The sequence below is a fragment of the Kitasatospora sp. NPDC093550 genome, from assembly GCF_044764985.1.
Classification (GTDB): Bacteria; Actinomycetota; Actinomycetes; order Streptomycetales; family Streptomycetaceae; genus Kitasatospora.
Genome location: NZ_JBIWJF010000019.1, coordinates 96828 through 116452, shown reverse-complemented (window position 1 = coordinate 116452; position 19625 = coordinate 96828). Strand labels below are relative to the sequence as shown.

Annotated in this window: 18 protein-coding genes; 8 read left to right on the top strand and 10 right to left on the bottom strand. The window is 74.5% G+C overall.

What is annotated here, in order from left to right; all coding sequences use genetic code 11:
- Positions 1–308 precede the first annotated feature (308 nt).
- A complete protein-coding gene (locus ACIRD3_RS27905) occupies positions 309–1643 on the bottom strand; it encodes a DUF1254 domain-containing protein (RefSeq protein WP_402221941.1) in 1335 nt (444 codons plus the stop codon).
- 61 nt (positions 1644–1704) lie between these two features.
- Entirely contained in the window at positions 1705–3060 is a 1356-nt protein-coding gene (locus ACIRD3_RS27900) for a DUF1254 domain-containing protein (RefSeq protein ID WP_402221938.1), read from the bottom strand.
- Between the two features lie 141 nt (positions 3061–3201).
- Here ACIRD3_RS27900 and ACIRD3_RS27895 point away from each other — a divergent pair, with 141 nt between their 5' ends.
- The gene (locus ACIRD3_RS27895) at positions 3202–4242 is read left to right on the top strand and encodes an NAD-dependent epimerase/dehydratase family protein (protein ID WP_402221935.1); all 1041 of its coding nucleotides are present in this window, start codon (positions 3202–3204) and stop codon (positions 4240–4242) included.
- A 61-nt stretch (positions 4243–4303) separates the two neighbouring features.
- Here the strand turns inward: ACIRD3_RS27895 and ACIRD3_RS27890 are convergent, their stop codons facing one another.
- From ACIRD3_RS27890 to ACIRD3_RS27870, 5 genes are all read right to left on the bottom strand, one after another.
- A complete protein-coding gene (locus tag ACIRD3_RS27890; RefSeq protein ID WP_402221932.1) occupies positions 4304–5353 on the bottom strand; it encodes a family 2 encapsulin nanocompartment cargo protein polyprenyl transferase in 1050 nt (349 codons plus the stop codon).
- Between the two features lie 349 nt (positions 5354–5702).
- Entirely contained in the window at positions 5703–7121 is a 1419-nt protein-coding gene (locus ACIRD3_RS27885) for a family 2B encapsulin nanocompartment shell protein (protein WP_402221929.1), read from the bottom strand.
- Positions 7122–7374: 253 nt separating this feature from the next.
- Positions 7375–7920 carry a methylated-DNA--[protein]-cysteine S-methyltransferase gene (locus ACIRD3_RS27880; protein ID WP_402221926.1) on the bottom strand — a complete coding sequence of 182 codons (546 nt, stop codon included), beginning with the start codon at positions 7918–7920 and terminating at the stop codon, positions 7375–7377.
- A 140-nt stretch (positions 7921–8060) separates the two neighbouring features.
- A complete protein-coding gene (locus tag ACIRD3_RS27875) occupies positions 8061–8294 on the bottom strand; it encodes a hypothetical protein (RefSeq protein ID WP_402221924.1) in 234 nt (77 codons plus the stop codon).
- Positions 8295–8478: 184 nt separating this feature from the next.
- Complete coding sequence (locus tag ACIRD3_RS27870) at positions 8479–9747, bottom strand: MFS transporter (RefSeq protein WP_402221921.1); 1269 nt, start codon at positions 9745–9747, stop codon at positions 8479–8481.
- 214 nt (positions 9748–9961) lie between these two features.
- Between ACIRD3_RS27870 and ACIRD3_RS27865 the strand changes: the two genes are divergently transcribed.
- The gene (locus ACIRD3_RS27865; RefSeq protein ID WP_402221918.1) at positions 9962–10759 is read left to right on the top strand and encodes a hypothetical protein; all 798 of its coding nucleotides are present in this window, start codon (positions 9962–9964) and stop codon (positions 10757–10759) included.
- Positions 10760–10930: 171 nt separating this feature from the next.
- Here ACIRD3_RS27865 and ACIRD3_RS27860 read toward each other — a convergent pair whose 3' ends face one another.
- The 3 genes from ACIRD3_RS27860 to ACIRD3_RS27850 form a co-directional block, all read right to left on the bottom strand.
- Positions 10931–11833, bottom strand: coding sequence for a serine/threonine-protein kinase (locus ACIRD3_RS27860; RefSeq protein ID WP_402221915.1), 903 nt, complete (start codon positions 11831–11833; stop codon positions 10931–10933).
- Positions 11833–13611: an ABC transporter ATP-binding protein gene (locus ACIRD3_RS27855; RefSeq protein WP_402221912.1), complete on the bottom strand. Its 1779-nt coding sequence runs from the start codon at positions 13609–13611 to the stop codon at positions 11833–11835. Before ACIRD3_RS27855 ends, ACIRD3_RS27860 begins: the two co-directional genes overlap by 1 nt.
- Before the next feature lie 162 nt (positions 13612–13773).
- Positions 13774–13914, bottom strand: a complete 141-nt coding sequence (locus tag ACIRD3_RS27850) for a hypothetical protein (protein ID WP_402221910.1) — start codon at positions 13912–13914, stop codon at positions 13774–13776.
- A 396-nt stretch (positions 13915–14310) separates the two neighbouring features.
- Here ACIRD3_RS27850 and ACIRD3_RS27845 point away from each other — a divergent pair, with 396 nt between their 5' ends.
- The 6 genes from ACIRD3_RS27845 to ACIRD3_RS27820 all read left to right on the top strand — a co-directional run bounded on the left by ACIRD3_RS27845 (position 14311) and on the right by ACIRD3_RS27820 (position 19502).
- Positions 14311–14790 (top strand): hypothetical protein, encoded by a 480-nt coding sequence (locus ACIRD3_RS27845; protein ID WP_402221908.1) that lies wholly within the window; start codon positions 14311–14313, stop codon positions 14788–14790.
- A gap of 82 nt (positions 14791–14872) precedes the next feature.
- Positions 14873–15667 (top strand): class F sortase, encoded by a 795-nt coding sequence (locus tag ACIRD3_RS27840; protein ID WP_402221905.1) that lies wholly within the window; start codon positions 14873–14875, stop codon positions 15665–15667.
- Positions 15668–15935: 268 nt separating this feature from the next.
- Positions 15936–16802, top strand: coding sequence for a hypothetical protein (locus ACIRD3_RS27835; RefSeq protein WP_402221902.1), 867 nt, complete (start codon positions 15936–15938; stop codon positions 16800–16802).
- Entirely contained in the window at positions 16799–17557 is a 759-nt protein-coding gene (gene cseB / locus ACIRD3_RS27830; protein WP_402221899.1) for a two-component system response regulator CseB, read from the top strand. The genes ACIRD3_RS27835 and cseB overlap by 4 nt, the downstream gene beginning before the upstream one ends.
- The gene (locus tag ACIRD3_RS27825; protein WP_402221897.1) at positions 17554–18759 is read left to right on the top strand and encodes a sensor histidine kinase; all 1206 of its coding nucleotides are present in this window, start codon (positions 17554–17556) and stop codon (positions 18757–18759) included. The genes cseB and ACIRD3_RS27825 overlap by 4 nt, the downstream gene beginning before the upstream one ends.
- Before the next feature lie 374 nt (positions 18760–19133).
- On the top strand, positions 19134–19502 hold the full coding sequence (locus ACIRD3_RS27820) for a hypothetical protein (protein WP_402221894.1): 369 nt from the start codon (positions 19134–19136) through the stop codon (positions 19500–19502).
- Positions 19503–19625: the final 123 nt, after the last annotated feature.

Genomic DNA, 19625 nt, shown 5'->3' with positions numbered 1-19625 from the left:
AACGCGGCCCCAGCCAGAGGCGCGCGTCGGTGCGCACGGAAAGTCGGCGCAATCGACTTCTTGTGCACGGCGGGAGGCCCATGTGCGAGATATGTCGACCGGTCGACATATTCATGCGCCCGCCGAGTTCGCGTGTCGGTCCCTTTCGGAATGCGCGGGGAAGTCGGCCGGAACGACTTTTCATGCGGAGGGTTGTGCGGGCGCCCCTGAGGAGCAGGTAGACCGGTCCGCAGTTTTGGGCCACGGCGGGCAGGGGGGTGCGCAGGAAGTCGGCTGGGCCGAGCTTCCGTGCGCGGGGTGTGGGGGTGTCAGGTGCGGTGGATCGGGGGGATTTGGTAGGTGCCGTCGAGGACGGGGGGTTCGGGCTGGTAGAGGCGGATGATCGGGCGGAAGTCGCCGGGTGGGGTGGGGAGCCAGTTGGCGGCGGCGACCGGGTCCTCGGGCTGGTCGTGCTGGAGCGTGATGGTGAGGGAGCCGTCGTCGCCGTGGACCAGGCCGGGGGTGCGGTCGCCGATCGAGTAGCGGTCGATCGGGTTCTCCACCAGGTAGTAGTCCGGGACGGAGTACATCGTGACGGACCAGAAGGCCCCGACCGGAGGTGGCTGGTCGAAGCGCAGGGTGTAGCTGTTGGCGCCGTTGAGGGGGCGGCCGTCGGAGTCGTCGTACGTCATCGCGTACGAGGCCTCGTAGGCGTGGTTGCCCCAGAGTCCGGCCCGGGCTGCGGCGGCGCGGCTGAGGTAGGCGGCGCGGCGGTCGGGGATGCGCCACTCGGGGTCGTCCAGGGTGCCGGGGCCCAGGTGGTCGGTGTTGTAGTCGAACAGGTGGAGCGCGGAGCGCCACTCGCCGGGTGGGTGGTCCTCGGGCGGGCGGGTGGCGTCCTCGACCCGTTCGCGGCCGGCGGCCAGGCCCTTGGCGAGCGCGAGGGTCCACTCGGGGGCGGCCGCGCGGTACGGCGAGGCGCCGTCGTCCAGCAGGCCGAGCGGGGCGAAGCGCCGCTGGTACTCGATGTCGGCGGTCGCCGGCGGGAAGGCCTGCATCCACACCCGCAGGCGTTCGAAGAAGGCCAGCCGCTCGGGGACGTCCGGGTCGGGCTCGGGCAGTCCGGCGGCCAGGCCACCCGGCTCCAGCGGTTCCAGGGCGAGCGCGGACTGCAGGGCCCGGACCCGGGGCAGGTCGTCCGGGCCGGTGCAGGCGAAGCGGCCGACGACGGTGCCGACGGTGGTCGGCAGCTCGATCACCCGCTCCCGGTCCGGCGGGGTGCCGTGCCAGCCGGGCGGGACGAGGAGCCAGGTCTGCGCTTCGGTCCCGGTGGCGCGTCGGCCGATGTAGGCGACGTTCTCCGTCCAGGCGTCGATGAACTGCAGCACGTAGTAGGCGCCCGCGGTGTCCGGGACGCTCAGCACCTGCGGGCCCTCGGAGAGGTCGAGCTGGGCGATCGAGTAGATCGTGTCGTTGTTGACCGAGACGAAGCGGTCGTCCGGACCGGCCAGCCGGGTGGCGTGGCTGAAGTGGTTGAACGGCGCCGCCGGCAGGGTGCCCAGGCCGCCCCTGGTGAAGCGCTCGACCATGGTGAGGCCGGCGACCATCGGGTAGCCGTAGACGTACGCGTCGGCGGCCAGGGCCTCCAGCTCGGGCTGGTTCATCGGGGGTCCTTCGCACGGTCGGTCGGTCGGATCGGGTCGGGTCGGTCGCCGGGGTTTCCGGTCAGCGCGGGTCGAGCGGCGGGAGGTGCCAGCGGCCGTCGAGGACGACCCGGTCGGGACCGTAGAGCCGGAGCACCACGGTGAACGGGCCGTCCGGGGCGGGCAGCCAGTTGGCGGAGTGGTCGGCGTCGGCGGGCCGCTTGTGCCGGATGTGGAGGGTGAGTCCGCCGTCCGGGTCGCTGACCAGGCCGGGAGTGCGGTCGCCGATCGCGTGGCGGTTCAGGGTGTTGTCGACCAGCCGGCGCTCCGGGAGCTCGTACAGGGTGGCGGACCAGCCGAAGCGGGCCGGCGGCAGCGCGTCCGGCGCGAAGCGGATGACGTGGTCGCGGTCGCCGGCGTGCGGCGGGCGGCGGCCCGCGCCGTCCGCCTCCCAGGAGCCGGACCAGACCTCCTCGGCGGGCAGTCCGTGGAGCTCGGTCGCGGCGCCGACGGCCTGGCGGAGGAAGTCCGCGCCGAGCTGCTCCCGGGTGCCGAACAGTCCGGCGCGGTCGCGGAGTTCGGCGATGGCCCGGTCCAGCCTCGCGCGGCCGTCGGCGATGCCGTCGGCGATCTCGGCGCGCAGCTCCAGCGGGAGGGCGGCGGGCTCGAACTCGCCGCGGCCGTCGATACCGAGGTCGGTGAGGCGGCCGCGCAGGTCGGTCTCGGCGGGCGGGAGCGGGACGGGACCGGCCAGGGGGAAGAAGCCGAGCAGGAAGTCGAGGAAGGCCAGGAACTCCAGGCCGTCCGGGACCTCCTCGCGCCAGACCGGCCAGACCGGCTCGGGGGCGGGCGGCGGCGCGGGCGTGCCGGCGTACTCGTGCAGCGGGCGCAGGCGGTACCTCTGCTGGACGGCGGCGGCCTCGGCGACCTCGGCGGGGGTGTTCCCGGTGAGCCGGGTGCGGCCGACGATGCCGACCAGCCGGGTGGCGGTGCGGATCACGCTGCGGATGCCCGGCGGGGGCCCGCCGTGCCAGTCGGGGCCGGCCACCAGGTGGTCGCCGGCGTCGGGCCCGGTGGTCCGGGAGCCGAGGAAACCGGCGTACACGGTGTCGAGTTCGTGCAGCGGGAGGACGTGGTAGCGGTCCTCGGCGGGGACCGAGACGACCCAGGGCTCGGCGCGCAGGTCGAGCCAGGCGCGGGAGTACGCGGTGTCCCCGGGCTCGGCGCCGCGGCCCGCCCCGCTCGGAGGGTCGGCGGAGGTGGGCGGCCGCGGGTGGTGGCGGAAGCGGCCGAAGCCGCCGAGGTAGGACGGGTCCGCGTCGTCCAGGGCCTGGGCGTAGAGGGAGCGGTAGTTGCGCAGCATCGGTTGGGCGCGGATCCACGCTTCGGCGGCGGTCGCGCGGACGGTGGCCGGGTCCACGAGTGCCGGGTTGACCATGCTGTCGCTCTCCCACTGCCTAATCGGGTCGAACCGTTGCAGACCGGTACAGATCGGATGCTAAGTGGGCCGGGAGGGCGCGGCATCTGCTCAGCGCGAATCCGGGCGTACCGGCGGGGCGACGGGGAGAAGGTGGGCGGTATGAAGATCCTCTTGCTCGGAGGCTCGTCCTTCCTCGGACGGGCCTACGCCGCCGAGGCCCTCGCCCGGGGCCACCAGGTGACCACCTTCAACCGCGGCCGCAGCGCCGCCGACCTGCCCGGGGTCGAGGCCGTCCGGGGCGACCGCGACAGCGCCGAGGACCTCGCCCGGCTGGTCGACGGCCGGAGCTGGGACGCCGTCGTCGACACCTCCGCCCAGCAGCCCGCCCAGGCCGCGCTCAGCGCGCGACTGCTGCGCGAGCGGGCCGGCCACTACACCGTCGTCTCCTCCGTGCACGCCTTCGCGGACTGGCCCGCCCGGGTGATCGGCGAGGACTCCCCGCGGCACCCCTGCCCCGCCGACACCCCGCCCGGCCGGCCGTTCAGCCCCGCTCTGAAGGCGGGCTGCGAGCGCGCGGTGCTGGAGGGCTTCGGGGCCGACCGCACGCTCGTCCTCAACAGCGGGCTGCTCATCGGACCGTACGAGATCGGTGGCCGGCTGCCCTGGTGGCTGGAGCGGATGGCGCGCGGCGGGCGGGTGCTCGCCCCGGGGGACCCGCAGCGGAGCATGCAGGTGATCGACGTCCGGGACTTCGCCGCGTTCGGGCTGGACCGGCTGACGGCCCGGACGGCGGGCCGGTTCCTCACCACGGCGCCGCCCGGGCGGCTGACCTTCGGCGCATGGCTGGAGACCTGCCGGGCGGTCGCGGGCGGCACGGGCACCGAACTGGTCTGGGTCGCGGACGGGCCGCTGCTCGCCGAGGGACCGGACCGGGTCGAGCCGTGGAGCGAACTGCCCCTCTGGGCACCGGATCTGCCCGAGCTGGCCGGCACCTGGCTCGCCGACACCGGCCGGGCGGAGGCGGCCGGGCTGCGCTGTCGGCCGTTCGCCGAGACCGCGCGGGACACCTGGGAGTGGCTGCGGACGCGCGGCCCGGCCGAGGACACCGACGCCGAGGGGCGCAAGGGACGGCCGGGCACGGCGACGCCACTGGGCATCGAACCCGCCAAGGAGCGGCGCCTGTTGGACGCCCTGGGATAGCGGAGGCGGGCCCTGGAGCGGGAAGTCGGCCCGGCCGACCACCCGCCTCCCGGCCGCGCCCTCAGTGCGTGCGGCGGGTGACCAGCTCGGCGAGCGCCAGCAGTTCGTCGGCGGCGGACGGCTCCGGGACGGCGGCGGCCAGCTGCGCCATCGCCGCGGCCATCCGCTCACAGGACTGCCCCTGCGCCCAACCGCGCCCGCCGGCCCCGTCGACGGCGGCCGCGCACTGCGCCAACTCCTCCGGGGTCAGCGGACGTTCGAGCGCGTACAGCTCGGCCAGCCGCTCGCCGTCCGCGGTGCCGGAGCCCAGGGCCGCGACCACCGGCAGCGACTTCTTCCGGGCGACCAGGTCCGCACCGACCGGCTTTCCGGTCACCGCCGGATCCCCCCAGATCCCGATCAGGTCGTCGATCAGCTGGAACGCCAGGCCGATCTCCCGGCCGAAGCCGTCCATCGCCTGCGCCGCGTCCTCGGACGCCCCGCCGTACAGGGCACCCATCGCGCAGGCGGCGCCCAGCAGGGCACCGGTCTTGGCCTCCGCCATCGCCAGGCACTCGGGCAGCGAGACGTCGTTGCGCTGCTCGAAGGCGCAGTCGATCTGCTGGCCCTCGCACAGCTCGACCACGCAGTCGGCGAGCCGGCGGATGGAGCCGTGCGCGGCCGGGTGGCCGTCCTCGGCGAGCAGGCGCAGCGCGAGGGAGTGCATGGCGTCCCCGGCCAGGATGGCCTCGGTAGTGCCGAAAACCCGCCAGGCGGTGAGCCGGTGGCGCCGGGTGTCGTCCCGGTCGATGACGTCGTCGTGGAGCAGCGTGAAGTTGTGCACCAGCTCCACCGCGGCGGCCGCGGCCGCGGCCTCGGCGGGCGAGCCGCCCAGGGCCTGGGTGGCGGCGAGGACCATGGCAGGCCGGATCGCCTTGCCGGCGGAGGCCGTGGAGGGCGTGCCGTCCGCCTCCCACCAGCCGAAGTGGTAGCCGGCGACCTTGCGCATCGTGCCGGGCAGCGAGTCGACGGCGGCCCGGATGACCGGGTCGACCAGCGCGCGGGCACGGGCGAGGATGTCCGCCGCCTCGTGCCCCTCCTTGTGGTCCCGTTCCAGCGTGGGACTCGTCATGGGTCTCCCCCTTGTCGGCGCATGTCGTGGGATGGGCCCGGCGTGGGCGGGCCCGGGTAGCGCTGTGGGTGTCGGGCGGTGTTCGGACGCGGGCCGGGGCCGGTCGGTGCGGGGCCGGCCGGGCCCACGGTGACGGCGGGACGTACGGCGGCAGGGCGTACGGACGGTGGGGTGCGGGGACGGCGGGGCGCACGGACGGCGGGCGTACCGCGGCGGGACGCCCGCGCGAAGCCCTGCCCGCACGCGATCGGGACCGTGGTCGGGACGTGGCGGGACGCGCCGTCCGGCCGGGGTGCGCCGGGCACCTCCGACCGGACGGCGCGGGTTCCGCGCCCGGCCCCGCCGGGCGTCAGCGCTGCGCGATGTCCACGTTCTCCAGGACGCCGACGGCGTCCGGCACCAGGATCGCGGCGGAGTAGTAGGCGGTCACCAGGTAGGAAATGATGGCCTTGTCGTCGATTCCCATGAACCGCACCGAAAGGCTCGGCTGGTATTCGTCCGGAATTCCGGTCTGGTGCAGCCCGATGACACCCTGGTTGTCCTCGCCGACCCGCATCGCGATGATCGAGCTGGTGTTCCCGACGACCGGGATCTTGTTGCACGGGAAGACCGGCACCCCGCGCCAGGCCATGACCTGCTTGCCGTCGACCTCGACCGTGCCCGGGTAGAGGCTGCGCTTGTTGAGCTCCCGGCCGAAGGCGGCGATGGCCTTGGGGTGGGCCAGGAACATCTTGGTGCTGCGGCGCCGGCTGAGCAGCTCGTCCATGTCGTCCGGGGTGGGCGGGCCGGAGTGGGTCTGGATCCGCTGGTCGTAGGCGGCGTTCTCCAGCAGGCCGAACTCGGGATTGTTGATGAGCTCGTGCTCCTGGCGCTCGCGCAGCGCCTCGATGGTCAACCGGAGCTGGTGCTCGGTCTGGTTCATCGGCTGGTTGTAGAGGTCGGCGACGCGGCTGTGCACCTTGAGGATGGTCTGCGCGACGCTCAGCTCGTACTCGCGCGGCTTGAGCTCGTAGTCCACGAAGGCGCCGGGCAGCTCGTACTCGCCGTGGTGGCCGGCGGAGAGGTCGATCGCGGCCTCGCCGTGCTTGTTCTGCGCCCGCTGGAAGCCGTTGAGGTACTCGATGACCTGCAGCTGCAGCGCCTCGGAGCGGTCGTGCAGCTCCTGGAAGGAGGGCCAGGACAGCGCCATCACGGTGCCGGAGGTCGCGGCGCGGACGGTGTACGGCCAGGTGCCGCCGTTCTGCTGGACCGCCTCGTCGCCGAGGTGGTCGCCGTCGGCGAGGGTGCCGACGACCGTCTCCTCGCCGTACTTGCCGGTGCCCATGCGGTCGAGCTTGCCGTGCGCGATCAGGAAGACCTCGGTGATCGGCGCGCCGGCCTCCACCAGGACGTCCCCGGGGGCGAACTCCCGCTGGACGAAGCGCGAGGCCAGCTCCTCCAGCACGGCCTCGTCCTGGAAGCCGCGCAGCACCGGCACCTCGGCGAGCGTCGGCGGGACGATCCGCACTTCGGAACCGGTCTTGACGAAGTCCACCCGGCCGCGGCCGACCGCGTAGCGCAGGCGGCGGTTGACCCGGTAGGTACCGCCGGACACCTGCACCCAGGGCAGCTTCCTGAGCAGCCAGCGCGGGCTGATGCCCTGCATCTGCGGCGCGGACTTGGTGGTCGTGGCGAGGTTCCGCGCGCCCGCCGTGCTCAGACTCTGCTGCTGCCGGACTTCCGGCTGCGCTCCGGGCGCGGGAATTCCGGCATTGGTTTCGGTCGACATGAGGGGAGCCCTTCGCATACCCGATACCTGATGAAGTGTCACCTTGCGCATTCGTGTCGCAGCTTCATCGTGGGCCCGTTCGAGGGCGGTCCGCAATCACTCATTCGAGTGGTTTGGAATAACCGAACAAATAGTACGACTAGATCACCTGATCGATATTCATTCGATTTTCTATTCGAACAGGACGCGCGCCGTCGGCCGACGGGACCCCATCTTCCCCCATCGGTGTGACTCCTGTCCGGCAACTCGGCGGCTACAGCGGCCCGTTCCAGTCGAGCGTCGGCTCCAGCACCCCCTCCAGGGTGAGCAGCCAGCGCTTCACCTCGATGCCGACCCGGCCGCCGCCGAAACCGCCGATCCCGTCCGCCGCCACCACCCGGTGACAGGGCACCAACAGCGCAACCGGGTTGGCGGCCATCATCTGCCCGACCGTCCGGGCGGCGAGACCGGGCTCCGTGACGTCCTCGAACACCCCGCTGCGGGCGGCCAGTTCGCCGTACGTGACGGTCCGGCCGTACGGCACCTCGCGCCAGAGCGTCTGCAGCACGGCGCGGTGCGGTCCGGAGCTCAGGCTCCAGTCGATCGGCAGGCCCAACTCATGGGTGCGGCCCGCCAGGTAGGCGCCGATCCGCTCGGTGACGGTGGCGATCTTCGACTCGTCGGTGCACGGCGGCGCCTCACCCTCGCGCCCGCCGTAACCGGCCGCCGCGACGCCGAGCGGGGTCACCGCGATGTGCATCGGGCCGCTGGGCAGCGGCGTCGGCACGGTCAGCCAGGACATCGACCAGGACTGCGGCACGCTCGGGCCCCCACCCTCCGCCGGACCGGCCGCCGGCCACCCCGGCACCCGGAGGGCGTCCCCGCCCCGCGCGCCATCGTACGGCGGGCGGTCGGCGGGCCGAGCGGGTACGGAGTCGGGCCGAGCGGGTACGGAGTCGGTCAGAGCCGCCCCTTCAGCTGGGTGGCGAGCGCCTGGGCCCAGCGGGCCAGCTCGGCGCGGTCCGGCGTGCGGCCCTCGCACAGCAGGGCGAGCTGGGCCTCGTTGATCCGGTTCGGGCCCGGGATCTCCAGCAGGTACGCCAGCTCTGCCAGCACCGTGGCGAGCCGCTCGGCGTCCGTGTGGTCCAGGGCCACCGCGGACTCGTGGTGGCTGATGGTGAGCGAACCGGGCATGGGAAGACCTCCTCCGTCACCCCCCGCACCCTCCACCGTACGACCGGGTCGGCCGCCCCGCCCGCCGCGGAGGCGTGCGTGCGCGGGTGGGGCAGCCGGTTTCGCTCCGGGGCCGGCCGGGCGCGGTGCGCGGTGGGACCGCACCGGGGCCGGGGGTGCGCCCCGGAACCGTCCGAGGGATCGGTCAGTCCACCGGGCCCTCCTCCCAGCGGCGATTCCGTACGGCCGGTATCCCCAACACTACGGCCCCGGCCGCCAGTTGCCAGAGCGACCCGAGCAGCAGCACCGTTCCCGTCCCGGACCGGGCGGCCAGCGGACCGGCCGCCGCCAGACCGAGCGGCCCCAGGACGAAGGAGCCGAGCGCGCCGAACGAGGTCACCCGCCCGAGCAGTTCCACCGGCACCCACTCCTGCATCGTGGTGGCGTACAGCGTTCCGCAGACCGCCGAGCCGGCCCCCGCCACCAGCGCGCCGGCGACCACCCAGGGCAACGACGCCCCGGCCGCGAGCGCCCCGGACGGCAGCGCCCAGCCCAGGCCTGCCAGCGTGGCCACCGCGAGCGGACGGCCGGGCCTGCGGCCGAGCATCAGCACGCCGCCCAGCACCGCGCCGGCGCCGTACACGCCCATCACCAGGCCCCAGTCGCGGGCACCGCCGAGGTCCCGCTGCGCGGTGAGCGGGCCGAGCACCAGGAAGGGCGCCCACACCAGCAGGTTGAACAGGCCCATCTGCGCGGTGGTGATCCACAGCCACGGTCGGGCGGTGAACTCCGACCAGCCGGCCCGCAGTTCCCGCAGCATCGACTCGCCGCCGTCCGCTGCCGCCCGCCCGGGCAGCCGGAGCCGGGCCAGTGCGAAGGCGCCGACCCCGTACGTCACCGCGTCGACCAGCAGCACCGCGGCCGGGCCCCTGGTCGCGGTCACCAGGCCGGCCACCGCCGGGCCGACCACCGTGGACACCGAACGGGACAGCCCCAGCAGGGTGTTGGCGTCCGCCATCAGCTCCTTGCGGCGCACCAGGGCGGGCACGATCGCGCCGAAGGCCGGCATGAACAGCCCCTCGCCGATCCCCCACACCGCGACCAGGACCACCATCGCCCAGACCGGCGCGTGCCCGGCCGCCAGCAGCCCGGCGAACACCGCCTGCACCAGGCCCCGCAGGACGTCCGACCCCAGCAACACCCGGCGGCTGCCCAGCCGGTCGGCGATCACCCCGCCGGCCAGCAGCACCACCACCACGGGGAGGATGCGGGCCGCCATCACCCAGCCCAGATCGCTGCCGCTGCCGCCGCCGTCCAGCACCGCGAAGGCCACCGCCACCGGCGCCATCGAGGAGCCGAGGAGAGAGGTGGTGTACCCGGTGAAGAACCAGGTGAAATCGCGCTCGCCCAGCACGGCGAGACGGTCTCCCAGACGCCTTCGGCGGGCCGGGATCCGTTCGGTGTCCATTGCCATGGGCAGCAAGTCTGAGGTTCCGGGGAGGCGGGGTTCAAGGGGTTCCGGCGAAAAACTTGAGCCTTTTGGCATCAATGTCGGGAGGGGGCTTCATCGCCGCAGTAAATGGACACGAATATGGGCGTTCACCTGGGCTTTACTGCGGCGAGCGAGTATTCTTCGATGGCCTCGGACGAGGCCCGGATACGGTCGTTTACTGCGGAAGAAGGCTGGCGTGACAGAGCTCCCCCCGGTCGAGTACGGCGCCGCCGTACAGCGCTACCTGGCCGCCTCCGGACTCGCCGAGGGCTCCCGGCGGATCTACCGGATCGCACTGGACACCTGGGCCTGGGCCCTCGCCGACCGGCCCGCCCCCACCGGCCCCGAACGGCGGCGCGCCCGGCCGCCCGTCCTGCCGCTGGCCCTGCTGGACCACCCGGACGCCGCCGACCGGCTCCGCACCGCCCTCACCCGCCGCGGTGCCGGCACCGACCCGCGCACGCTCAACCGGGAACTCGCCACCCTGCGCGCGGCAGTGGCCTGGTGGCGGGCCCGCGGCTGGATCGACGCCGACCCGACCGCCGAACTGCGCCCCCGCGCCCTGCCCGAGCCGGACGCCTCCACCGCCCCGTTGACCCCGGACGAGCTGCGCGCCCTGTTCGCCCTGCGCGCGCCGCTGCGCGAGCAGACGCTGTGGCACCTGCTGCACGAGTCCGGCGCCGCGATCGAAACCGTCCTGGCCCTGGACACCGACCACCTCGACCTCCTCCACCGCCGCACCCGCCCCGGGCACACCCCCGTCCACTGGGGGCCCGGCACCGCCCGCCTCCTGCCGCTCCTCGTCGCCGGCCGCGGCACGGGCCCGCTCTTCCTCACCGACCGCCGCGCCCCCGCCGGCACCCCCGCCCCCGACCGCTGCCCCTACACCGGCCGCGCCCGCCTCTCCTACCGGCGCGCCGCCGAGCTCTTCACCACCCACACCGGGGCGCTCGGGCCGGGGTGGACGCTCCGCCGACTGCGTGGGGCGCGGTAGCGGGAGGGTCGGGGGGAAGGCGGGGCGCGGGAGGGCAGGACGGGCAGCCGGGCGCGGTAGGGGCCTCGGGGATGTGCCGGGCTGGCGGCGACCAGGGACGTCGGGCTCGGCGCAACCCGACGGCCGGCGCGCCTGTCGGCCGCAGGGGACGGTGGGGCGCTCCGGCCGCCGCTACTCCTCCGGGGGCGGCGCCGCGCGGCGGCTCCGGGGAAGCAACTCGTCCAGGGTTTCCGCCAGTTGGGGCAGGTCAGGGCGGTCGTCGGGAGCGAGGCTGAGGCAGGCGTCGATGGCGGCGGCGAGGGGACGCGGGAGGCGACGGCTTCGGGCCACCGGGGCGATCGGGGTGATCTGGCTGAACGACTCGCCCCCGAAGGGCAGTTCACCGGTGGCGGCCTCGTAGAGGGTGACGCCGATGCCCCAGACGTCGGTGGCCGCCGTGAGCGTGCCGCCCGCGGCCTGTTCGGGGGCGAGGTAGCCGTCCGTGCCGATGCCGGGGGTGCCCGGGCCCGGGGGGCGGGCGATGCTCAGGTCGAGCACCTTGGCGCGGCGGCAGTCGATGACGATGTTGGAGGGCTTGAGGTCGAGGTGCAGCAGGCCCTGCCGGTGCAGGTAGCGGGTCGCCGAGCAGAGGTGCAGTCCGAGCAGGGCCAGGTCGTCGGCGGCCGGGCGGCGCGGTCGGGTGTCCAGCAGGTGGGCGAGGGTTTCGCCGGTGAGGGTCTCCAGGACCGCGTACGGCTGCGGGCGTTCGCCGGTGCCGTAACCGCGCACCAGGTGGGGGTGGGTGAACTCGGTGAGCCAGCGCCCCTCGCGGAGCAGGCGCTCGCGCAGTCGGCGTTCGCGGCGACGGTCGGGCCGGAGCACCTTGACCACGCAGCGGCAGTCGCGCTCCTCGCTCCAGCAGTCGTAGACGTCGAGCCAGCCGGTACGGCACAGGTGCCCCAGGACCTGGTAGCCGGGGGCGATGAACTCGCCTGCGGGGAGTGGACGTTCGGGGTCAGGAGGTTCGGAGTCAGGACGTTCGAGGTCAGGACGTTCGGGGTCAGGACGTTCGGGGTCAGGACGTTCGGCGCGCATCAGGCCACCTCCCGGAGCGGTGCCCGGTGCAGCCGGTCGAGCCGGGCGTAGCCGTCGTCGCGGGCCAGCAACTCCTCGTGCGTGCCGCGGGCGGCGACGCAGCCGCCGCGGAGCAGCACGATCCGGTCCGCGTTCCGCACGGTCAGCAGGTTGTGCGAGATGACGATCGTGGTCCGCCCGCTCATCAGCCGCCCCAACGGCTCCAGGATCCGCCGCCCGGACTCCGCGTCCAGTCCGGTGGTCGGCTCGTCCAGCAGCAGGACGGGCGCGTCCCGGACCATCGCCCGGGCGATCGCGATCCGTTGCCGCTGCCCGCCGGAGAGCAGACCGCCCTGCCGGCCGACCACGGTGTCGTAGCCGTCCGGCAGCCGGCTGACGAACTCGTGCGCGTCGGCGGCCTTCGCGGCGGCGACGATCTGCGCATCGGTCGCGCCCGGCCGCCCGTAGGCGATGTTGTCCCGCACGGTGCCGTGGATCACCAGGGTCTCCTGCAGCAGCACCGCGATGTGCCGCCGGAGGTCGGCCAGGGCGAGTTCGCGCAGGTCGACGCCGTCGAGCCGGACGGCACCGCGCTCCGGGTCGTAGAACCGCAGCAGCAGTCTGGCGGTCGTCGACTTGCCCGCTCCGCTCTCCCCGACCAGCGCGACCGTCTCGCCGGGCTCGGCGCGGAAGGACACGTCGAACAGCGCGACCCGGGTGGTGCCGGGGTAGCGGAACCACACCCGGTCGAAGGCCACCGAGCCGCGGACCGGGGCGGGGCGCAACGGGCTCGGCGGATCGCTCACCTGCGGCCGCTGGTCGAGCAGTTCGATGATCCGCTCGGCGGCGGCGGAGGCGGAGTAGAAGCCGTTGCTGAGCCGCGAGATGCCGCGGATCGGACCGTACAGCCGACTCAGCAGGGCGACGAACACGAGGAGTTCGCCGAGCGTCAGGCGGCCGTTGGCGAGCTCCCAGGTGCCCAGCCCGAGCACGATCAGCGCGCCGACCAGCTCCAGCGCCTCCACGATCGGCGCGAACAGCGCACGCAGCCGGGTCGCCACCATCGTCGCCCGGAACCGTGCCAGGCTCTCCCGGCGGAACCGTTCCTGCTCCCAGTCCTGCCGGTTGTACGCCTGCACCAGCGCGATGTTGTCCAGCGTCTCCTCGGCGAGCGCGCTGACCGAGCCGCTGCGCCGCCGCCGCTCCCGCGACGCGGCCTTCACCAGGACGGAGAAGCGCCGGGCGGCGAGCCAGAACACCGGCGCGACGACCAGGGCCACCGCGGCGAGGTCCCAGCGCAGGTAGAACAGCACGCCGAGGAAGACGGCCAGCTCGGCGACGTACGCCACCGCGTCGAGGACGCCCGAGAGGAGGAAGGTCTCGACCGCCTCGACGTCCGCGGTCAGCCGCGACAGGACGTCACCGAGCCGCCGCCGCTCGAAGAACCCCAGGGACAGGCCCTGCAGGTGCCGGAACACGTCCGTGCGCAGGGCGAGCAGGAAGCGCTCGCTGACCCAGGCCGAGGTCGTCTCGTCGGCGAAGCGCAGGCCCCCCGCCAGCAGCGTCAGCCCCGCGTAACCGAGCGCGACCGGCAGGAACAGCCCGAGCCTGCGCGGCACCAGCACGTCGTCGACGACGACCTTGAACAGCCAGATCGCGGCCGCGTCGACCACCGGCCCGAGCAGCACGAACCCCAGCAGCAGGGCCAGCCAGCGCCGGCCCCCGCGGGTGTAGGGCCAGAACCGCCCGAACACCCGCCGCAGCGGGACGGCCGGGGCCTGCTCGACGACGGGGGCCACGGGGTCGTCGGCCCCGCGGCCGTCGTTCGCGCGGCTGTCGGCCCTCGCGTCCGCGGACGCAGCCGCGGCCATCAGGCGTCGCAGCGACCACACGGTACGGGTCCGGTTCCGGGGAGGTGGCCGGGCCTACGGCGGCCCGGCCCTGACAGGACGGCGGAGCCGTCAGTGCCGCGAGTTGCTGCCATGGCGGCGGCGACGACGGTCCTTGGTCTTCGAGGTCCTGGTCTCCTTGCCGGTCCGGGTCCGCTTGTGCGGATGCCGCATCGCCGGCACCAGGTTGGCCAGCATGCTCATCGCTGCCACCTCTCTGTTGATCCTTTGCGGTCCCCCACCCAGAGGTACGCGCCGGGGGCCGGGGGCACTCACCGGCCGGCGCGAAATCGAGCAGCGCGCATTCTGGCGGCGCGATCTCTGCCAGCGGGCGGGACGTGACGAGCAACGACTGTGACGGAAGCGGCCGTTACGCAGCCGATGGCCGTCCGTGACACGACCGGCCGAGGACCGCGACACGCCCCTCCTACCGTCAGTGTCGACGCCCCGGCCGCACCGGCCGTACCGGCCCGAGGGCGTCCGCGACGAGGGCCTGCCCGCGTTCGGCGCCGACGACGAACGTCCGCGACCGCGCCGCAGCGAGACCACGCCGCAGCGAAGACCGATGCACCCACCGACACCGACACCGACACAGATGGAGACCACCGCATGAGCAGGAGCCGTACCGACCGTTCGCCCGCCCGCCGCGTCCTGGCGGTCTGCGCCCTGACCGGCGCCGCGCTGCTGACCGCCGTCACCGGCGGTCAGGCCTGGGCCGACGGCGCGCCGAAGCCCGCCGCGACCGCTCCGGGCGGCGCCGCCGCCGCCCCGGCCGGCACCGCGCCGAAGGCCCCCGCCGCAGCCTCCCCGGCGCCCGTCGACCCGAAGGCCGTGCCCACTCCGGTCGCCTCCCCCGCCGCCCCGGGCGGGGCCGCCGCGTCCCCGCGGGCCGTGCCCGCTCCGCAGGCGCCGGCCGGCACCCAGCCGCAGGTCCGCGAGGTGCCGAAGGGTGCCGCGCAGGCCGGTGACGGCTCCGGTGCCACCGACGGCTCCGGCCTGATGCTCGCGGGCGGCGGCGCCGTCGCGGCCGTCGGCGCCGCGGCACTCGGCTTCGCCGTCCTGCGCCGCCGCTCCGGTGCGCGCGGCTGACACCGGTCCCGAGTCCACCGGGCACCCCGGCGCCGTTCCCCCGCACCTGGCCGGTCGGGGAAGCGGCGCCGGGGCCGCCCCGGTGGTGGGGACCGACAGCCGCGGCCGCCGACACCGAGGCGGCCACCGAGGCGGCCACCGGCGCGAAGCCCAGCGCGCCGACCGGCCCGACCAGCGCTCCGACCGGCCCGGCCGCCGGCGCGGACGGCGCCGGGCCGCCACGGCGGGCCCGAGCGCCCTGCGCCGTACGGTCTTCGGCACGGCGGGCCTGCTCTGCCTGGTGCTCGGCACCTCGCTGGCGCTGTCCGGCCGGCAGACCCCGGTGGTGCGGATCGAAGCCTCCGGCCACGGCAGCGCCACGGACACCCCGCCGGCGGCCCCGCCCACCGCCACCACCACCACTCCCGCTGCCGCCGCCCCCAAGCCGCTCCCCGCCTCGCCGCCGACCCGCCTGCTGATCCCCGGTGCCGGGGTGGACGCGCCGGTCACCGACCTCGGCCTGAACGCCGACGGAACGGTCCAGGTGCCGCCGGCCGACCGCGGCGACGAGGTCGGCTGGTACCGCAACGGCCCCACCCCGGGCGAGACCGGACCCGCCGTCCTGATCGGGCACTACGACACCGTGCACGGCCCGGCGGTCTTCCGGCAGCTGCCGAAGCTGCGGCCGGGCGAGCTGATCCGGGTACGGCGCGCGGACGGAAGCACCGTGGACTTCAAGGTCCGCACGCTGCTCCAGGCCGCCAAGGACGGCTTCCCCACCGAGCAGGTGTACGGCGACACGCCCGCGCCCGCGCTGCGGCTGATCACCTGCGGCGGGCGGATCGGCTCGGACGGCCACTGGACGGACAACATCATCGTGCTGGCGGACCCGGCCTGACCGCGGCCCGGCGGGCCAGACCCTGGCCCGCCGGGCCCGACCGCGGTCCGACCGCAGCCCGACCGCGGTCCGACCGCACTGACGGCGGTCCGGCCGGCCCGAACGCGGCGGAACCGCTGGAGGCCGCCGGGACGACCTACCACCAGGACGCCCACGGCGGCGAAGCGCCGGGACCGGGCCCGGCCGCGACACCGGCACCAGCGCCGACGCCCGACCCCGGCACCCGGCCCCGGCACCGCGCCGCACACCAGGAGGAAGAGCACCGACCGTGGCAGCGACACCCCCACCCCGCCGCCGACCCGCCGCCCTCCCGGTGGCCGCCCTGGCCGGCCTGGTCGTCCTCCTCGCCCTCGCCGCCCTGGCCTTCGGCCGGTCGTCCCCCGGCGGCCTGCAGGACCAGGGCCCGGCCGCGGTCGTCACGCCGCCGCCCGTCCGCCAGCCGCTCTGGCCGCACCTGACCGCCGGGCCGTCGCCGACCCCGTCCGCCACCGGTACGGGCGGCACCGCGCAGCCGCCGCAGCCCGTACCGGACCTGACCGTCCCCGGGGGCGACATCACCGCCGTCGACGTCCGCACCGTCCTCGCCAAGGACCCCGCGGTCACCCAGGAGGAGCGGCAGGCGCTCGACTCCTGCGCCGGCTGCGAGGTGCGCAGCCCCGAGTTCCGCGACCTGACCGGGGACGGACGGCTCTCGCTGATCACCACCGCCGTCACCCCCGGGCCGGTGGTGCTGCACGTCTACACCCTGGCCGAGGACCGTCTGCTGCCCGTCCTGCGGGTGCCCGTCGAACGGAACTTCAGTGCCGAGACCATCGGCTCCGAGCTGTGGCTGTACGAGTCGACCACGGTCTACGTCCGGACCAGCAGCCACTACCGCTGGGACGGGAGCAGGCTCGTCCTGCTGGAGCGGAAGGACGAGGGCCTCGGTGTGCTGCCGCCGACCGGCGCGGACGCCGGCGGACCGACCGCCACCCCCAAGGCCAGTGCGGTGCCGACCGGTTCACCCGCCGGCGGACCGCAGGCCCCGGCCCCCGGCGCGGCCGTCCCGTCCCCGCGCGCACCCCGGCCGACCGCCCAGCCCGCCGCCCCCGTCCAGCCCGCCGCCCCCGCCGCGTCCCCGGAGCCGAAGCGATGACCTCCGCCGCCACCCCCGCCCACCCGCACATCCTCCTGGTCGAGGACGACGAGGTGATCCGCGAGGCCACCCGGATGGCGCTGGAGCGCTACGGCTTCCCGGTCACCACGGCCGCCGACGGCCTGGAGGGGCTGGAGGCCTTCCACGCCGTCCGGCCCGACCTGCTCCTGCTGGACGTCATGCTGCCGCTGCTCGACGGCGTCGGCCTCTGCCGCCGGATCCGCGAGGAGAGCCAGCTGCCGATCCTGATGATGTCGGCGCGCACCGACCCGGTGGACGTGGTCTCCGGCTTGGAGGCCGGCGCGGACGACTACGTCGTCAAGCCGTTCGAGAGCGCCGTCCTGGTCGCCCGGATCCGTACGGTGCTACGCCGCATCCGCGTCGTCCCGGCCACCGACGCCCCCGCGTCCGACGCCCCCTCACCCTCACCCGCCGCCTCCACCCCCTCCCCGTTCCCCTCCCCCGCCGTCCGCAGCTTCGACGGCCTGCGGGTGGACACCGACAGCATGGAGGTCCGGGTGGACGACCGTCTCGTCCCGCTCACCCCCACCGAACTGCGGCTGCTGCTGGAGTTCACCGCCGCACCCGGCATCGTGCTGGAGCGCTCCACCCTGCTCGAACGGGTCTGGGACTACGAGTGGGGCGCCGACACCCGGGTCGTCGACGTCCACGTGCAGCGGCTGCGCGCCAAGATCGGCTCCGGCCGGATCGAGACCGTCCGCGGGTTCGGCTACAAGCTGCGGCGCCCGGCATGACCCTGCGCCGCCAGATCGCCGCCGCCGTCGCCGCCATCTCCGTCCTGGTCGCGGTGGCCGTCGGCCTGCTGGTCCACCGGGCGATGATCCGTCAGCACGTCGACCAGGCCCGCGCCACCGCGCTCACCGCCCTCGACTCCGCCCTGACCGGCTACGGCCGCAGCCCCGAGCTGACCGGACCGGGCACCGCGCTGGACGACCCCGCCCTGCCCGACCGGCTGCGCACCCTCGCCGAGAGCGGCCGGAAGGGCTCGATGCTCGCGGCCGGCGGCGCGGGCGAGTCGATGTGGGCGGCCGGCCCGGTGCAGCACGGCGTGCTCTCCGTCCGGGTGGACTTCGGCCAGGACCGCCGGGCCATCGCCGACCTGGACCGGATCATCCTGCTCACCGTCGTCGCCGCGGTCTTCACCACCGTGCTGGTCGGCGTGCTCGTCGCGGACCGGATCAGCCGCCGGCTGCGCACCGCGGCCACCGCCGCCCGCGGCATCGCGGCCGGCGGGACGGACACCCGGATCGGCGAACTCGTCGACGGCAAGGACGAGGTCGCCGACCTCGCCGCCGCCGTCGACCTGATGTCCCGCACCCTGCACCGCCGGCTGGAGGACGAACAGCGCTTCACCGCGGACGTCGCCCACGAGCTGCGCACCCCGCTCACCGGACTGGTCACGGCCGCCGAACTGCTGCCGCCGGGCCGCCCCACCCAGCTCGTCCAGAACCGCGTCCAAGCCCTGCGCGGCCTGGTCGAGGACCTGCTGGAGGTCTCCCGCCTGGACGCCGACGCCGAGTCCCCCGACCTCTCCGCCGTCCCCCTGGAGCGCGCGGTGCGCCGCACCGTCTCCCTCACCGGACTGGACGTCACGGTCGAGGTCGCCGCCGACCGGCAGGTCCGCACCGACCTGCGCCGGCTCGACCGCATCCTCGGCAACCTCGTCCTCAACGCCCACCGCCACGGCGCCGCCCCCGTCCACCTGCACGTCGACGGCCACCGCATCACCGTCCGCGACCACGGCCCCGGCTACCCCGACGACCTGCTCCGGCACGGCCCCCAACGCTTCCGCACCAACGCCCCCGAACGCGGCCGCGGCCACGGCCTCGGCCTCACCATCGCCACCGGCCACGCCCGCGTCATCGGCGCCACCCTCACCTTCACCAACCACCCCACCGGCGGCGCCCTCGCCACCCTCACCCTCCCACCCGACTGACCCCCACCCACGCCGAAGGGCCGGCCCGACACCCGTCGGACCGGCCCTTCACCACGGAGCCCCCTGTCGGGTTCGAACCGACGACCCCCGCTTTACAAGGACAGGCGTTCGACACCCGGCGTGACCTGCGGCTCGGCTACCCTGCCGCTTCCCCGGCCGCTGCACCGCCGGCGCCCGCGAGTGACCGCCATGTACCACCCGATCTGGCACGTCTGTGGCACGACCGGGCCGACATCTCTTCGCTGAAACCGAAGGAATCCGGAAGGCTACAGACGGCCACATGTCAGGTGTCAGAGTCGCAACGCGGGAACGCGATCAAGCACCAGCCTGGCAGACAGCGAGTAGGCCTCATCTACCAGTGGCACACTGTTGGTGTGACCGCGCCCGAGCCTAGCCCCGACAGCCGTTTTGCGATCGATCTGGCTTGGCACAACACTGACCAGCTCGCTCGCCCCGCCAACCAGTTCCTTGCATCGGTAGGCCTGCCAGACACCAGTGGTCAGCCTGACTCGGTCTACCTCACGATCGGGCAGGTAGAACCGCCAATCCTGAACGGAACGCCCGCGCAGATGGAACAGCGCCTACGCGAGATGGGTTCCCTCCGGGTAGAGACTCTGGGACGATACGTACTCTCGCGCGCCCGACTGCAGGAGCTGATCGATGTTCTGCAACGCGCAACTGAGATCTTCGACAAGACAGGGGGGAGTGATCTCGGTGACACCGCAGACGATGACGCTAAGTAGTGGGAATGGTGTCGGTCCTATCCGAGTCGGCTTGCCCACGACCAACACCTTGGCCGCCCACGTCACCCGGATGCTCACTGTGGCGCAAAGCAGGCCCATGGTCGTAGCCGTTCCACACGCCTC

What these genes read in the sequence shown, in the direction of transcription:
- ACIRD3_RS27845 (WP_402221908.1), top strand. Translation starts at nt 14,311, where the DNA reads ATGAGCAGGAGCCGTACCGACCGTTCGCCCGCCCGCCGCGTCCTGGCG.
- ACIRD3_RS27870 (WP_402221921.1), bottom strand. Translation starts at nt 9,747, where the DNA reads ATGGCAATGGACACCGAACGGATCCCGGCCCGCCGAAGGCGTCTGGGA.
- ACIRD3_RS27890 (WP_402221932.1), bottom strand. Translation starts at nt 5,353, where the DNA reads ATGACGAGTCCCACGCTGGAACGGGACCACAAGGAGGGGCACGAGGCG.
- ACIRD3_RS27895 (WP_402221935.1), top strand. Translation starts at nt 3,202, where the DNA reads ATGAAGATCCTCTTGCTCGGAGGCTCGTCCTTCCTCGGACGGGCCTAC.
- ACIRD3_RS27900 (WP_402221938.1), bottom strand. Translation starts at nt 3,060, where the DNA reads ATGGTCAACCCGGCACTCGTGGACCCGGCCACCGTCCGCGCGACCGCC.
- ACIRD3_RS27825 (WP_402221897.1), top strand. Translation starts at nt 17,554, where the DNA reads ATGACCCTGCGCCGCCAGATCGCCGCCGCCGTCGCCGCCATCTCCGTC.
- ACIRD3_RS27860 (WP_402221915.1), bottom strand. Translation starts at nt 11,833, where the DNA reads ATGCGCGCCGAACGTCCTGACCCCGAACGTCCTGACCCCGAACGTCCT.
- ACIRD3_RS27905 (WP_402221941.1), bottom strand. Translation starts at nt 1,643, where the DNA reads ATGAACCAGCCCGAGCTGGAGGCCCTGGCCGCCGACGCGTACGTCTAC.
- ACIRD3_RS27885 (WP_402221929.1), bottom strand. Translation starts at nt 7,121, where the DNA reads ATGTCGACCGAAACCAATGCCGGAATTCCCGCGCCCGGAGCGCAGCCG.
- ACIRD3_RS27875 (WP_402221924.1), bottom strand. Translation starts at nt 8,294, where the DNA reads ATGCCCGGTTCGCTCACCATCAGCCACCACGAGTCCGCGGTGGCCCTG.
- cseB (WP_402221899.1), top strand. Translation starts at nt 16,799, where the DNA reads ATGACCTCCGCCGCCACCCCCGCCCACCCGCACATCCTCCTGGTCGAG.